This is a genomic window from Paenibacillus sp. FSL R5-0519 (assembly GCF_037974275.1).
GTDB lineage: Bacteria > Bacillota > Bacilli > Paenibacillales > Paenibacillaceae > Paenibacillus.
In genome coordinates this window covers 4,031,469-4,045,079 of sequence record NZ_CP150234.1, presented here as the reverse complement: position 1 = coordinate 4,045,079, position 13,611 = coordinate 4,031,469, and the positions used below count along the sequence as shown (strand labels likewise).

Here is a 13,611-nt window from a genome sequence, read left to right as displayed (position 1 = left end):
CTTCGTGAATGTGTTATATCAGCGTTCTCCAAGAATGACACCGGTTCTCAAGGAAGAAGGACTCGAAATACTCAGGCCTCCAACAGAACCGAGCAAACCCACGTTTTCCATGATATCCATTATTGTGCCGATCATGATGACCATGGTCAGCATTGGTTTCTACGTATATATCAATATGACCGGCAAAATGGGCAACAGCAATTATATGATGTTTCAGATGATGACGGTCATGATGATGCTTACTTCTTACACCATTCCATTCTTCGTGTATTTGAGCAACAAGAAATCATATCGCAAAAAATTGGAAGAACGAAAAACAATGTATCTTGCCCAACTGGACAAACACCGGGAAGAACTGAAAGAAGCTCAGGCGGAGCAAGTGAAGAGCCTGTATGAAATTCATGGGGATCCGGGTGTGTGTCTTCAAGTGGTGAAGAACCGGAACAGTTCCTTGTGGGAGCGTTCACCAGAGGATGATGATTTCCTTCAGGTGCGCATTGGTACGGGAGAGATTCCATTCCGTATCAAACTTCAGGTTCCACGGATTGATGGTTATGAGAAGGATGAGCTAATTGAAGCCGCCCATGAACTTGCGGGTGAATTCCAGACGGTACCGGATGCTTCCATTACATTGCCTTTGTTCCAATCGAAGGTTATGGGACTGGTCGGTGATCGGGAGGAAGTACTTGCTTCCCTGCGAGTCATCATCTCACAACTGACGGTACGTCACTCCCCGGATGAACTGAAGCTTGCTGCTTTCTATGAAGAAAAGGACAGCAAGGAATGGGATTGGCTTCGCTGGATGCCCCATATCTGGGATGAAGACCAGGGACAACGCTATATGGCCGACAGGCACAGCGGTGCGCATCAATTGGCGGACAGCTTGTTTTCCGTGTTGAACCGGCGCCGCAACAATAAGGAAGACCGCTACAAGAAAAGCATACAAACGCCGTGTTACGTTGTGATTCTCTCCGATACGCAATTAATTGAAGAGGAACCGTTGCTTCCACTGCTACTGGAATCGGCTCAGGACATCGATGTATGCACCATCATACTGGCTAATCGCAAGGAGTCTCTACCAATGCATTGTCAGTTGATTATGGATGCCTCCAAAGGCAAAGGGGTGTATATCAAAAAAACGGAAGATGCGGATGTTATTCAACAAACGTACAAGCCTGATGTGATCTCGAAGGAGATGGCAGAGGCGCTTTCCCGTTATATGTCACCGATCCGGTTAAAACGGTCATCTGCATCAGATATCCCGCAAGTGCTTCCGTTATTCGATATGCTGAGCACATCACGCGTGGAAGATCTGGATGTGGTATCCAGATGGGGGCAGACGAGATATCCTGACACGCTGCCCGTACCAATGGGTGTACGAGCTGGCGGCAAAAAAATAGCGATAAACCTGCATGACAAAATTGAACGTCAGGGTCATGGTCCCCATGGTCTGATTGCAGGTACAACCGGTTCAGGGAAAAGTGAAGTCATCCAGTCCATCGTAGCTTCACTGGCTGCTGAATTCCATCCGCATGATCTGGCCTTCATGCTGATTGACTATAAAGGTGGCGGTATGTCCAATACATTTGTTGATCTACCTCATGTGGTAGGCACAATCACCAATCTGGATGGAAATCTGATCGAGCGGGCGAATATCTCACTTCGTGCCGAACTGGTCAGAAGGCAAAAAATATTAAATGATGCGGGAAATCTCCAGCACATTGATGAATACTATAAAATTCTGCGTTCCAGACATGAGCAACCGCTCCCGCATCTTGTCATTATCATTGATGAGTTTGCTCAATTGAAACGGGACCAGCCGGAGTTCATGGATGAACTGATTAGTATCGCGGCCATTGGCCGAACACTTGGGGTTCATCTAATTCTGGCAACCCAGAAGCCGGCCGGTGTTGTGGACGATAAAATATGGAGTAATTCGCGCTTCCGGATCTGCCTTCGCGTACAGAGTGAGGGAGATAGCAGGGACATGATCAAGATTCCAAATGCTGCCTGGATTACGAAGCCTGGTCGTGGATATTTCCAGGTGGGTAGTGATGAAGTATTTGAAGAAATGCAATTCGCCTGGAGTGGTGCACCGTATAACCAACAGGAGGATTCAACGACGGTACTGCCTGTCATGGAAGTACGCCTAAACGGTAAGCGGGAGCCCCTGTTAACGGGAGAACGCAGAGCCGTTCTCAAAGGTGAAGATGTTCCGAAACAGCTTCAGGTATTTATTGATTATGTTGCTCAGTCTGCAGCGGATGCGGGCATCCGTCGGTTGCCAGGACCATGGTTGCCACCTTTACCAGAAACACTGGAATGGGAAGGTCTTCAGGACTGGCAGGAAGAAGAGAATCGGGATCTGCTGCTTGATGGTGGGGCAAGTGGTCTGAAACCCCTGGTTGGTTTGCTGGATGATCTCCCCAATCAGCGCCAACAACCGCTCGCATTGCCTGTGGATCAAGGCCATCTGGTCGTTTACGGCATGCCGGGACTGGGAAAAACAACATTTGTTCAGACCTTGCTTATGTCTCTGGCCCGTTCTCACAGAACTGAGCCTTGGCATGGTTACATTATCGATATGGGCCGCATGATGAAGGACTTTGCAGGACTACCACAGATCGGTGGCGTGATGATGGCAGAGGAGGAAGACCGGATCAAACGGTTATTCCGTTATATCCTCAAGCTGTCAGCACAACGCAAAGATATCATCTCGGAGGCGGGTGTTAAAACGATCTCGGCCTACCGACGGACAGCTCATGCGGCTGTCCCGCAGGTTGTGGTGGTTATCGACGGTTATCTTTCATTCCGCAATGCCTATCCGGAAGAAAATGAACTTCTGGAGACGATCCTGCGTGAAGGCGGAAGTCTGGGTATCACCTTTGTGCTTACTGCGAATCGGGTAACAGATGTATTTGAGAAATTCAGAAGCAATATTCCCAATGCGGTTTCATTTGAATTATCTGATCCAAGTGATTATTATTATGCCGTGGGAAGACCTTCCAAAGCACCAAGCCAACTTCCGCCAGGAAGAGGTCTGGTCAAAGGGCAAGTGCCTCCGTTGATGTTCCAGGCGGCATTACCTTCTTCCGGGGCAGATGAGGGCAAACGTTCATCGGCATTGCGCCGCACGATCGCTGAGATTCGCCAAGGCTGGACAGGGGAAGAAGCACCTCAGATTGCTCCGCTTCCAGAAGAGATCAAACTCAAGGATCTGCTCATTCAGATAGGATCATATGGTCAGGCATGGGATACATCATCTGTAACTGTCCCTGTAGGACTGCTTACGGATGATCTTGAACCATTCCAGCTTAATCTGCGTGAAGGTCCACATTTCATGGTGACGAGTCCGATGGAAGGCGGAAAAACGACATTTTTGTTGACATGGATGTTATCACTGGCTTATCATGCTTCTCCGGAAGATGTACAAATATACACAGTAGATATGCGTTATGGCGCAGGTGGGCTGGGGGAAATCAGCAGTTTGCCCCATGTCCGTGGACATGTATCGCGAGAAGAACAGCTTGCACCTGTGATTCAACAGTTGTACGATGAAGTTCTGAAAAGAGGCGAGATTTCCGGTGGACCGGAACTTGTGCTTGTTATCGATGATGCGGACACCTTGTCCAAACAGCTAAACGATTTTAATGTAAAAGATCAATTGGGAGCGATTGTTCGTCAAGGAAGGGATCGTGGTGTACACGTGATTCTGTCCGGGGTTCCGGCAGACTTCCCGACTTTCGGTTCGGATTGGGTAACGGATGTGAAGGCTTCCCAGAGTGGAATGCTGTTCGGGACTTTAGACCCTAACGATCTCTCGTTCTTCCGTATACCTTATTCGGAATCCGGAGGTAGTTCAGGTGGGCTGAAGGTACTGCCTCCAGGTCAAGGTTATTATGTAAAACGTAAATATTCCAGGGTTAAAGGTGCAGTTCCATGTGATGACAGCTGGAAAATGACCGATTGGATTTCTGAAATTCGTGACCGATGGCATGTTGTAGTTTGAGGGGAGGTGGCTCATAATGTTGACGGTTCATGATTCTAAGCAAAAGGTAGTCACGTTGCAAACAAAAGAACTTTTTTTCCTGGCGGGTATTCTCGGTTCAGACCGACTGCTTGGTGTGGAAGATCCGTTTCGCGGCTATATGGCGGAGGATATCGCGATGGAGTGGGAGCGTGTGAAAACCTCCCTGCTTGACAAAGGATATCTGATTCGGGATCAGGATACCGATGAGCTGATCATGACACCGACCGTTTTCTCCAGGGTAGCCATTGCCGGATTGTCCGACAGAGCTTGTTGGATTCGATACACGATCAACGGCAAGTCGTATGAAAGTTATATACATTGCACGGATGAGCGGGTCGTTGAAGTTTCCCGTGTTGACGACGTACCGGACTCGTTCCGGCTTAGCGATCTGGGAAGTGTTCGTGAAGCCATTGATGTTCTGATAGAGCGGATGAAATGGAGCGGCCATTCTCCAGCGGAGAAACCGGCACTAATGTGCTCCAAGAAAAAATTTTATGATGTCATGAATGAGCTTGAGAACAGCGGGGTACAGACCGTAGCAGATGAACTCGCACAGGAGACAAGTGATCCTGAGGGCTCACTTGCGCTGGCACGCTGTCTGGTGGGTAAGGAGTCAGATGGGGAGCTTCGTTTGCTCGTATGGAATGAAGACGGGTGGAAGTCGCAGTCTGCAGCATTTGCTGCAAGTGCGGTATCCAATTGGTTGTTCCGGATGAGCACTGCGGCTTCAGATGATTGGCTAGTTGCAGCACTGACGACTAGAGAACAGTTTCACGAGATGCTGCTGGACTGGCTCAAACAGCCTGCAGGGGAAGAGGAAAGGTGATGGTAAATGCGCATTCGTGTGGAACCGGATGTGCTTCGGGCACTGAGCAAGCAGATTCAGTATGCAGCGGAGCAAATACAGCAAAAGATGACAGTGTTGGATCAGGCGATTCATTCGCTGGAGTGGGAGGTTGAATCCCGCGCAGCGGTGATGAGTGAATGGAATCACAGTAAACGACTGGGCGAGGATGCGCTTCGTCGATTAATGGACTTAAGCGTACAGCTGGGACGCAAAGCATTGTTATTCCAGCAGGCAGACATGGAGTATCGTTCCGTGCTGAGTCATGTGAACACAGCCTATGGTAATGCGGTCAATATGCTGAATGTTCTTCAGAACAATCGTACAGGAGAAATCATGCCTGCACATTCTGCAACTGTAGCTGTAGTATCCGATCCCCTTTCCGCAATGGCTGCCGTATATCGTGTACAGGATGCCGCACCGCCTGATGGCTCACCTGCTACATTGGTTCAGGCCATGCAGCCTGAGCCGGTAGCATGGAGATTCACAGATCCTTCCTTTCGGGGAAGAAGAGGGACCGAGCCTGTGGTTTCCTGAACAGGGTAGATAAAAGTAACAGCAGGAAGTGAATTTTTTTGTAAATAGGCTGTTAGGAGAAGTTTCAAAGGCTGAAAATGGGGTAAATAGGATTAGGTCCTTCGACTTTTGTTCGATCGATCCTGGTATAGTACAATTTGAACAAGTCAAAATTTAATTGCACAAACCAAGGAGGAATTTACCAATGGCAGGACGTATTTTAGTTACCCCAGAGCAGCTTGATCAGGTTTCCAACCAATTTAAACAAAGCGGTGAGCAAAGTCAGCAAATCGTATCTACATTGACTCAATCCATCACAAGCATGGAAGGACAATGGGAAGGTATGACCAAGCAACGCTTCTTCCAGGAGTTCCAAGAAGCTAGCAAACAAATGCAATCATTCGTTCAAACGCTGAACAGCATCAGCGCTGAACTTACAGCTATTGCTAACAAATTCCGTACAGCTGACCAAGCTCGTTAATCTGCTTACATAGATCGGGCCGATTTGAAGTCTGAATTCGTCCTGAATCATTAGCGGGTAGCAAGCTGAAGATGTACAACTACAGCAAAAACCGGGCGTTGTCACAACACCCGGTTTTTGCTGCAACTATGACACTAGGACAGAGAGAGGGATAAGCATGTCTTTTCAACCGAATCCCGGGGATGAAGTGGTGATTAACGACATTGCCTATACGATTGGGCAACATCCGGCTGCGCCGGGTCTAGCTTATGCCCAAGCTGGAAGGCAGGGGATTGTTTATCAGTTGATACCCCGAAATGGTTCCCTTCATGGGGCCAAAGCACTAAAAGTATTTTTTCCTAAATTCCGTATTCCAGCTATGGTATATCAGTCTGAGCATATGGAGTCTTATAGTGAACTGCCAGGTTTGCAAGTATGCAAGCGTGATGTGCTCACTCCGGAAAGAAACGGAGCGCTCATTGGAAAACATCCCGATCTGTTATACGCGGTGTTGATGCCATGGGTGCAAGGTCAGACCTGGTTCGATGTGATCAGTGATCAGAGACAGTTGACGGCTGAGGAGAGCCTGAAGCTGGCCAGAGCGCTTGCTGGGACGGGTTCGGCCATGGAACAACGTGGACTGGCTCATTGCGATATGTCCGCTCCCAATGTAATGATTCCGTTTTTTTCCGAAGTGGAGAACCTGGGGAAGACGTCTGCGGTAGAACTTGTGGATGTCGAGCAGATGTACGGTTCCAAGATGGATCGTCCGGATGCCCTGCTTGCCGGGTCACCCGGTTATGCAGCCCATCGCACAGTGCACAGCGGTTTGTGGAGTTCATATGCTGACCGATTTGCCGGAGCTGTTATCATTGCTGAAATGTTAAGCTGGTCGGACCCTGTGATTGTAGAGAAAGCGTGGGGCGAAAGTTATTTTGACCAGCATGAAATGCAGACGGTGAGTGAACGGTATTATGCGATGCGGGAGTCCCTTGAGAAGCGTTGGGGTTCCAAACTGTCCGATCTGTTTATTCGAGCTTGGGAAAGTCACGATCTGAGCAGTTGTCCAACGTTTGGTGAGTGGTATGTTGCATTGGCTGCGGTAGACGTGGATCAGGCTAATGCGGCGGCTGCTGCATCGTCGGAAGAAGAGGCTGGCAATCTGTCCGAAGCGGATGGGAATCTGAAGGAGAGCTCAGAACCGGTAAGTGAACCTGTGAATATGCAAGAGGGGGACATTCCCCAAACGCCGCACTCTCCCGATCAGGAAGCGATTGTGAACCGTCTGTTCTTACAGGCAAGATCCTTGGAGGATGAAGATAAACCAGCTGCTGCACTGGAAGTGTATCGTTCGCTGTATCATTTCATTCCTCATAACAGCGCGATGCAGATGGAAGTGGAGGCTGCAATCAAGGAACTGGACGCCAAGCTTAATCCAAAAGAAGACACAGACAAGCCTGTACCTGTTCCATTCTACCGATCCAAAAAGTTCATGATTTCTTCCGCTGTGCTTATTGTATTGCTGGCAGGTGGTGTTCCAACGGTCAAAATATTGGCCGATCAGGCAGAAGTGAAGCAGAAAGAACAGCAGGAAGCTACACGACTGGCAGAGGTCAAGGCTGCGGAAGAGGCTGAAGCTGCAAAGGCAGCTGCGGTCAAGCAGCAGGAAGAGCAGGAGAAGCAAAAGGCCGCAGAAGCTGCAAAACTGGATGCTGAGGAAAAGAAAAAGCTCGCTGAAGCCAAACAGAAGGAAGCAGAAGCGAAGAAAAAAGAAGAAGAACGCAAGGCATTACAGGCCAAGTACGACAAACAGGCGAAATATGAGGCCTATCTGGTGAAGCAGGAACAGCAGAAGAAAGAAGCTGCCAAGAGAGCACAGCAGGAGAAGTACGATAAACAGGCAAAATATGAAGCTTATCTGGTCTGGAAAAAAGAGAATGATGCCAAGCTTGCAAGACAGGAAGCGGAGCGTAAAGCGGCAGCTGAAGCTAAACGTCAACAGGAGATTGCTCAGAAAGCCGCACTCAAGAAAAAGCGTGCCGAGAATGTGGTCACGTTGATTGCTCATTACAATAAAACGTATAACGCACAAAAAGGCAGAAAAATTGAAAATGCCGAAGCGTATGCCCGTGATTTTAAAAATCTATACAATACCGATGCTGCTTATTTCAAAGGAGTTGGCAAAGTGGCCGCTCGAATGAGTGCCATTAACAAATTCCTGAGCAACACCAGTTATACGTTGCCTAACTTATAAAGTAATTGACGGAGGTGACTCATCCTAGATGAACTACACAATTCAAGCATCACAGCGTACACCTGCACTCATTATCTATTTAATTGATATTAGCGCCTCCATGAACATGGTTCTGGAAAATCGTCGGCGGATTGACGTCGTCTATGATGCCTTATCTCTCGCGATACGCCAAATGGTATTTCGGTCCACCAAGGGAAATCGTCTGACACCTCGCTATCGCATAGCCATATTGGCTTACAGCGATGATGTATATGACTTGTTGAACGGCATCAAAGGAATCGACGAGATCGCTGCAGTTGGATCTTTGCCTGACCTGACCCCGAAACGGTTCTCGGACTCGGCAAAGGCTTTTCTGCAGGCGGAAAAGATTCTCCAGGCCGAAATTCCGAATATGCAGGATTGTCCTGCTCCACTTGTGTGCCACATGACCGATGGGGTAGCCACAGGTGAAGATCCCGAGCCCATTGCGAAAAGAATCATGGGCATGAGTGTACCTGATGGCAATGTGCTGGTGGAGAATATTTTTATATCCGATCATCTGCTGGAAGGGCCGATTGCTGAACCTAGAAGATGGAAGGGGATCTCTTCCGAAACAAATCTACAGGATGAGCATGGAGAGAAGCTGCGGAATATGTCTTCCGTTCTGCCCGAAAGTTATCGGGAAATGCTTGTTGAAGCTGATTATTTGCTTGCACCCGGTGCACTCATGATGTTGCCAGGTACATGTGCAGAATTGGTATCGATTGGATTCCAGATGTCCGCTGCTACGCCTGTGAGATAGGAGGGGAATCATGAGAGCAATGCGTTTGGCAACATTGTCTGCTGGAGATAAGGGGGGCCATGCCGAGCAGCGGCATGGCAACTTTCGCTATGTGAGTGTACAGACGGGAGAACAGCCACTAACCCGCTATCAGGGCACATTTAAGTGCAGATATGGTTATGGAAGAGCGGCTGAGACGGTACATCAGGGAGATACCGGACAGGACTTTGCTGCGGTGCGTATGAAAGGAAATATCTGTAATTTTGTACTATGTGATGGGGTAGGCATGAGTTATCTGGGAGATTTTGCAGCGCGTTTTCTGGGGAATGCCTTGCTGGATTGGCTGGAAACGACGCAATACCCGACGAAAGAGGGCGTTGAGCGACTTCTTCATGATCTGACTCTTCCCGCATCCGAGCAGCTGGAGAAATTACAGCCGCTGGAAAGCTCTCCTTTGTTGCTGCGTGAAGTGTTGATGGAAAAGCGAAGTCGAGGCAGCCAGGCCATGTATGTGTGTGGACGGATTGAGCGTACAGGAGGCGGTCGCAAAAGTCGGGTGTGGCTTGCTTGGCAAGGAGATTCCCGTATTCGCCTGTGGCGGAATGGCCAGGAAGATTCTGAATTATTTCAGACTCACTGCAAGACCAATGAGCGTTGGTCTACACTTGAAGGCCCTGTTGGTGGTAAGCCGCACATCTACGAGACCAAAGGGTCCGCCAACGATTCACTGCGTCTTCAGTTATATACGGATGGATTAAACGACTTGGATGCGATTCAGGCCTATGTACCCGATGAACACATTCAGGTACTTCTGGATGCTACACATACCGGCGGTCTTGAAGATGATGCTGCTTTCATTGAGCTGGAATGGTGAGCGCCGGATATCAAATTGTGCATTGATCCGAATGATGCTGTGACTTTGTTGAAGTCCAAACGTGAAAAAACTTGTTGGTGTTGATTTAAAAGACACTCTTTTTGGGTAATCTTGTGAAGAATTGGCTAATGATAGCTTCAACGTACATTCTTACATAATTGCTAAAATGAAGGAGTGGAATGGATAATGACACAACATAACGGCAAGTCACGGTTTCAAGGCAAGGTTGCGATTATTACCGGAGCAGGTTCCGGTATTGGGAAGGCGACTGCGGTCAAGCTGGCAAAAGAGGGTGCACATGTTGCATTGTTTGATCTGGTGAATGATCGGATCTCGGAAACGGAAGCAGAGATTAATGCGCAGCACCCGGGTGCGGCAAGAGCATTTGATGTTGACATCTCTGACCCGGCACGTGTGGAAAAGGCTGTGCTGGAAACCGTTGAGTTATTCGGCGGTTTGGATATTGTTTTTGCCAATGCGGGCATTAATGGTGTATCAGCACCTATTGAGGAAATTTCGGTTGAAGATTGGCAGCAAATTATCACAACCAACTTGAACGGTACATTTTTCACCGTAAAATATGCTTTGCCTCACGTGAAGAAACGGGGTGGCGGCAGCATTATCATTACAAGTTCGATTAACGGCAATCAACGCTTCTCAAGCTTTGGCATGTCGGCGTACAGCACATCCAAGGCAGGACAGGTTGCTTTTGCAAAGATGGCAGCGCTTGAGCTGGCGAAGTTCAAGATACGTGTGAACGTGATCTGCCCAGGAGCGATTGCGACGAATATTGATCAAAGTACGGTCAAAACGGATGATCTGCAACAGATCATTATCCCGATGGAGTTCCCGGAAGGACAGCAGCCGCTTGCGGACGGACCGGGTCAGCCGGAACATGTTGCCGATCTGGTAAGTTTCCTTGCATCGTCCGAATCCAGACATATTACCGGAGCAGAGATCGTCATTGATGGTGCCGAGTCATTGCTCAGCTAAGTGAGCATACGGGATAAATTTCATTTTTACTAAGGCGTGTCTTAGGGTGTGTATGCGATAGTCGTTCCTCTGGAACGGCTTTTTTTGTTATAATGCTAACATTCGAATAGAGACACTGGAAAGCAGTAGGGTACATTCATTAGGAGCGATTATATGCATATAGAGTTACCGATACAAGAGGTTATTCCGGAGTTAAGACAATTATTTCGGGATCAAGATACAGGGGTGTTAATTGCAGAGCCCGGAGCGGGAAAAACAACGGTTGTACCGCTGGCTTTGCTGGAGGAGCCATGGGTTACAGGACGGAAAATCATCATGCTGGAACCCCGAAGACTCGCCGCGCGTTCGGCTGCATCGAGACTGGCAGCTACGCTTGGGGAAAAAGCGGGGCAAACCGTAGGATATCGTGTGCGCATGGATACCCGGGTGAGCCAAGGGACACGTATCGAAGTTGTGACGGAAGGGGTATTGACCCGAATGTTGCAGCAGGACCAGGGTCTGGAGGATACGGCCATGATTATATTCGATGAATTCCATGAGCGTCACTTACATGGAGATTTGGGTTTGGCTCTGGCACTGGAATCCCGAGCGATGTTACGTCCGGATCTGAAATTGCTGGTCATGTCGGCTACTCTAGATCCAGATCCTGTCTGTGCATTACTGGGCGAAGGTACAAGATCGATTCATTGTCCGGGACGTACGTTTCCGGTGGATACACGATATGTGCCAAGACCGGCATCCATGCCACTGGAACAGTTCACAGCTCAGACGGTCAAGAGGGCACTAGCCGAACAGGAGGGGGATGTGCTTGTTTTCCTTCCTGGCGCAAAAGAGATACATCGTACAGAACGGGAGCTATCGAATGCTTCTCTGCCTGCACATGTGAACGTGCATTCCCTTTACGGCAGCATGCCCGTGGAACAACAGGATGAGGCCATACGCCCGGCGGCTGAGGGCACGCGTAAAGTTGTACTGTCCACCTCCATTGCGGAATCCAGCCTTACCCTCGCTGGAGTGAAGATTGTGGTGGATGCAGGGCTGAGCAGAGCATCGGCATTCTCGCCGCGCACGGGTATGAGCCGGCTTGTCACCCTGCCGGTATCCAAGGCGTCAGCCGACCAACGGCGGGGTCGTGCGGGGCGAATTGCCCCGGGGGTGTGTTACCGGCTATGGAGCGAGGAGGTTCATGGGGGGCTGCCTGAGGCAGCTCGCCCGGAGATCACCTCCGCGGATCTTGCGCCGCTGGCGCTGGAGCTTGCCGTCTGGGGTGTCCAGTCCCCAGCAGAGCTGCAATGGCTGGACACCCCGCCTGACGCCGCCTACGGCCAGGCACAGGCGCTGCTGCGCCAGCTGGGCGGCCTGGATGACGCAGGCCGCATCACGCCCTTCGGGCGGCGGATGAACACGCTCGGCGTGCATCCGCGACTGGCCAGCATGCTGCTCCGCGCGGCGGAGCTTGGGCTGGCCAGCTACGCCAGCATGCTGGCGGCACTGCTGCAGGAGCCTGCCGGCCTCCGCAGCAGTGGCAGTGCAGGCGCGGGCACGGACCTTCGCCCGTGCGTAGAGGCGCTGCTGACTGCGGACAGCAGCGCCATGCCGCAAGCGGCAGCGGCTGCCCTAGACGGCGCGGCCGTGCGGCGCATGCTCCAGGAGAGCCGCCAGCTGCGCTCGGCGCTCGGCCCGGCGGCCGATCCGGTGCGGCCGGATGAGGACAGCTGCGGATTGCTGCTGTCCTTCGCCTATCCGGACCGGATCGGGCAACGCCGGGAGGACGGCCGCTATCTGCTGAGCAGCGGCCGCGGCGTACGGCTCGCAGCGACAGAATCGCTGAGCCGTTCAGCGTATCTGGTCGCAGCCGAAGCAGACGACCAGGGCGCAGATGCGCGCATCCTGCTGGCTGCGCCGTTGCAGGAGCAGACATTGTTGCAGGCAGCTCAGCACCTGCTGCACGATGAAGTGCAAGTGGCCTGGGATTCCAATACCCGCAGCGTGCGAGCGCATAAGAGACTTCGTATTGGAGCCCTTGTGATGAAAGAGAGCAGTATTGCACAGCCACCCGAAGATCAGGTACTGGAAGCACTGTTGGCCGGAATACGGATGGAAGGGCTGGATTGTCTGCCATGGACCAAAACGTCCAGACAACTTGCGGACAGGCTGCGGTTCCTGCATCTCCATCTACCTGAGTGGCCCGACCTGATCGAAGATGATCTGACCGAAGAGTTGGCTGAGCATCTTACACCTTATCTGACAGGCATGCGATCAGCAGCCGACCTCAAGAGATTGTCGATGCAAGATGTATTGCTTGGTGGTCTGAGCTGGGGGCAACGACAACAACTGGACGATGAAGCCCCGACGCATATACAGGTACCCAGTGGATCGCGTATTCCCGTGGACTACAGCCGTCCCGAGGCTCCTGCTCTGGCGGTGAGATTACAGGAGATGTTTGGACAACAGGAGACACCGCGTATAGCTGGTGGGCGAGTCCCAGTGACCATTCATTTGTTATCGCCGGCTCAGCGACCTGTACAGGTCACACGAGATTTGGCCAATTTCTGGCGTGAGACCTACTTTGACGTCAAAAAAGATCTGAAAGGTCGATATCCGAAGCACTACTGGCCGGATAATCCACTTGAAGCGGTTGCTACTAATCGGGCCAAACCACGGGGGAAATAGATAAATGATTTCGTTTTTTTCAGATATCGATTACACGTGTCTGGAGCAGAACGTGTGAAGCGGAAGCGCTAACGAACCTGTGACGTCTTATTTAGCGATTTGAAGCGCCCGTAGCAATCTAAGGAATCTGAAACGCGTTATATTCGAATAACTAGCCATTTACTATGGGTTTGTCAGGTGATTTTGGTAAATAACGTGTCTCATGTT

At 50.4% G+C, this 13,611-nt stretch carries 9 protein-coding genes; all 9 read left to right on the top strand.

The window, feature by feature from the left end; all coding sequences use genetic code 11:
• The first annotated feature begins 4 nt into the window (after nt 1-4).
• Entirely contained in the window at nt 5-4,009 is a 4,005-nt protein-coding gene (gene essC, locus MKY73_RS18085; protein WP_339241713.1) for a type VII secretion protein EssC, read from the top strand.
• Nucleotides 4,010-4,025: 16 nt separating this feature from the next.
• Nucleotides 4,026-4,856 carry a hypothetical protein gene (locus tag MKY73_RS18080; protein WP_339241715.1) on the top strand — a complete coding sequence of 277 codons (831 nt, stop codon included), beginning with the start codon at nt 4,026-4,028 and terminating at the stop codon, nt 4,854-4,856.
• Nucleotides 4,857-4,862: 6 nt separating this feature from the next.
• Entirely contained in the window at nt 4,863-5,411 is a 549-nt protein-coding gene (locus tag MKY73_RS18075) for a WXG100 family type VII secretion target (RefSeq protein ID WP_339241716.1), read from the top strand.
• Nucleotides 5,412-5,595: 184 nt separating this feature from the next.
• The gene (locus MKY73_RS18070) at nt 5,596-5,871 is read left to right on the top strand and encodes a WXG100 family type VII secretion target (protein ID WP_017689071.1); all 276 of its coding nucleotides are present in this window, start codon (nt 5,596-5,598) and stop codon (nt 5,869-5,871) included.
• 157 nt (nt 5,872-6,028) lie between these two features.
• On the top strand, nt 6,029-8,104 hold the full coding sequence (locus MKY73_RS18065; protein ID WP_339302933.1) for a hypothetical protein: 2,076 nt from the start codon (nt 6,029-6,031) through the stop codon (nt 8,102-8,104).
• 28 nt (nt 8,105-8,132) lie between these two features.
• Complete coding sequence (locus tag MKY73_RS18060; RefSeq protein ID WP_076330724.1) at nt 8,133-8,885, top strand: vWA domain-containing protein; 753 nt, start codon at nt 8,133-8,135, stop codon at nt 8,883-8,885.
• Nucleotides 8,886-8,895: 10 nt separating this feature from the next.
• Nucleotides 8,896-9,738, top strand: coding sequence for a hypothetical protein (locus MKY73_RS18055; RefSeq protein WP_339302932.1), 843 nt, complete (start codon nt 8,896-8,898; stop codon nt 9,736-9,738).
• 186 nt (nt 9,739-9,924) lie between these two features.
• Nucleotides 9,925-10,731, top strand: coding sequence for an SDR family NAD(P)-dependent oxidoreductase (locus MKY73_RS18050; protein ID WP_339241720.1), 807 nt, complete (start codon nt 9,925-9,927; stop codon nt 10,729-10,731).
• A gap of 153 nt (nt 10,732-10,884) precedes the next feature.
• Nucleotides 10,885-13,404: an ATP-dependent helicase HrpB gene (hrpB, locus tag MKY73_RS18045; protein WP_339302931.1), complete on the top strand. Its 2,520-nt coding sequence runs from the start codon at nt 10,885-10,887 to the stop codon at nt 13,402-13,404.
• The last annotated feature ends 207 nt before the right edge of the window (nt 13,405-13,611 follow it).

What these genes read in the sequence shown, in the direction of transcription:
- MKY73_RS18080 (WP_339241715.1), top strand. Translation starts at nt 4,026, where the DNA reads ATGTTGACGGTTCATGATTCTAAGCAAAAGGTAGTCACGTTGCAAACA.
- MKY73_RS18075 (WP_339241716.1), top strand. Translation starts at nt 4,863, where the DNA reads ATGCGCATTCGTGTGGAACCGGATGTGCTTCGGGCACTGAGCAAGCAG.
- MKY73_RS18070 (WP_017689071.1), top strand. Translation starts at nt 5,596, where the DNA reads ATGGCAGGACGTATTTTAGTTACCCCAGAGCAGCTTGATCAGGTTTCC.
- MKY73_RS18065 (WP_339302933.1), top strand. Translation starts at nt 6,029, where the DNA reads ATGTCTTTTCAACCGAATCCCGGGGATGAAGTGGTGATTAACGACATT.
- MKY73_RS18060 (WP_076330724.1), top strand. Translation starts at nt 8,133, where the DNA reads ATGAACTACACAATTCAAGCATCACAGCGTACACCTGCACTCATTATC.
- MKY73_RS18055 (WP_339302932.1), top strand. Translation starts at nt 8,896, where the DNA reads ATGAGAGCAATGCGTTTGGCAACATTGTCTGCTGGAGATAAGGGGGGC.
- MKY73_RS18050 (WP_339241720.1), top strand. Translation starts at nt 9,925, where the DNA reads ATGACACAACATAACGGCAAGTCACGGTTTCAAGGCAAGGTTGCGATT.
- hrpB (WP_339302931.1), top strand. Translation starts at nt 10,885, where the DNA reads ATGCATATAGAGTTACCGATACAAGAGGTTATTCCGGAGTTAAGACAA.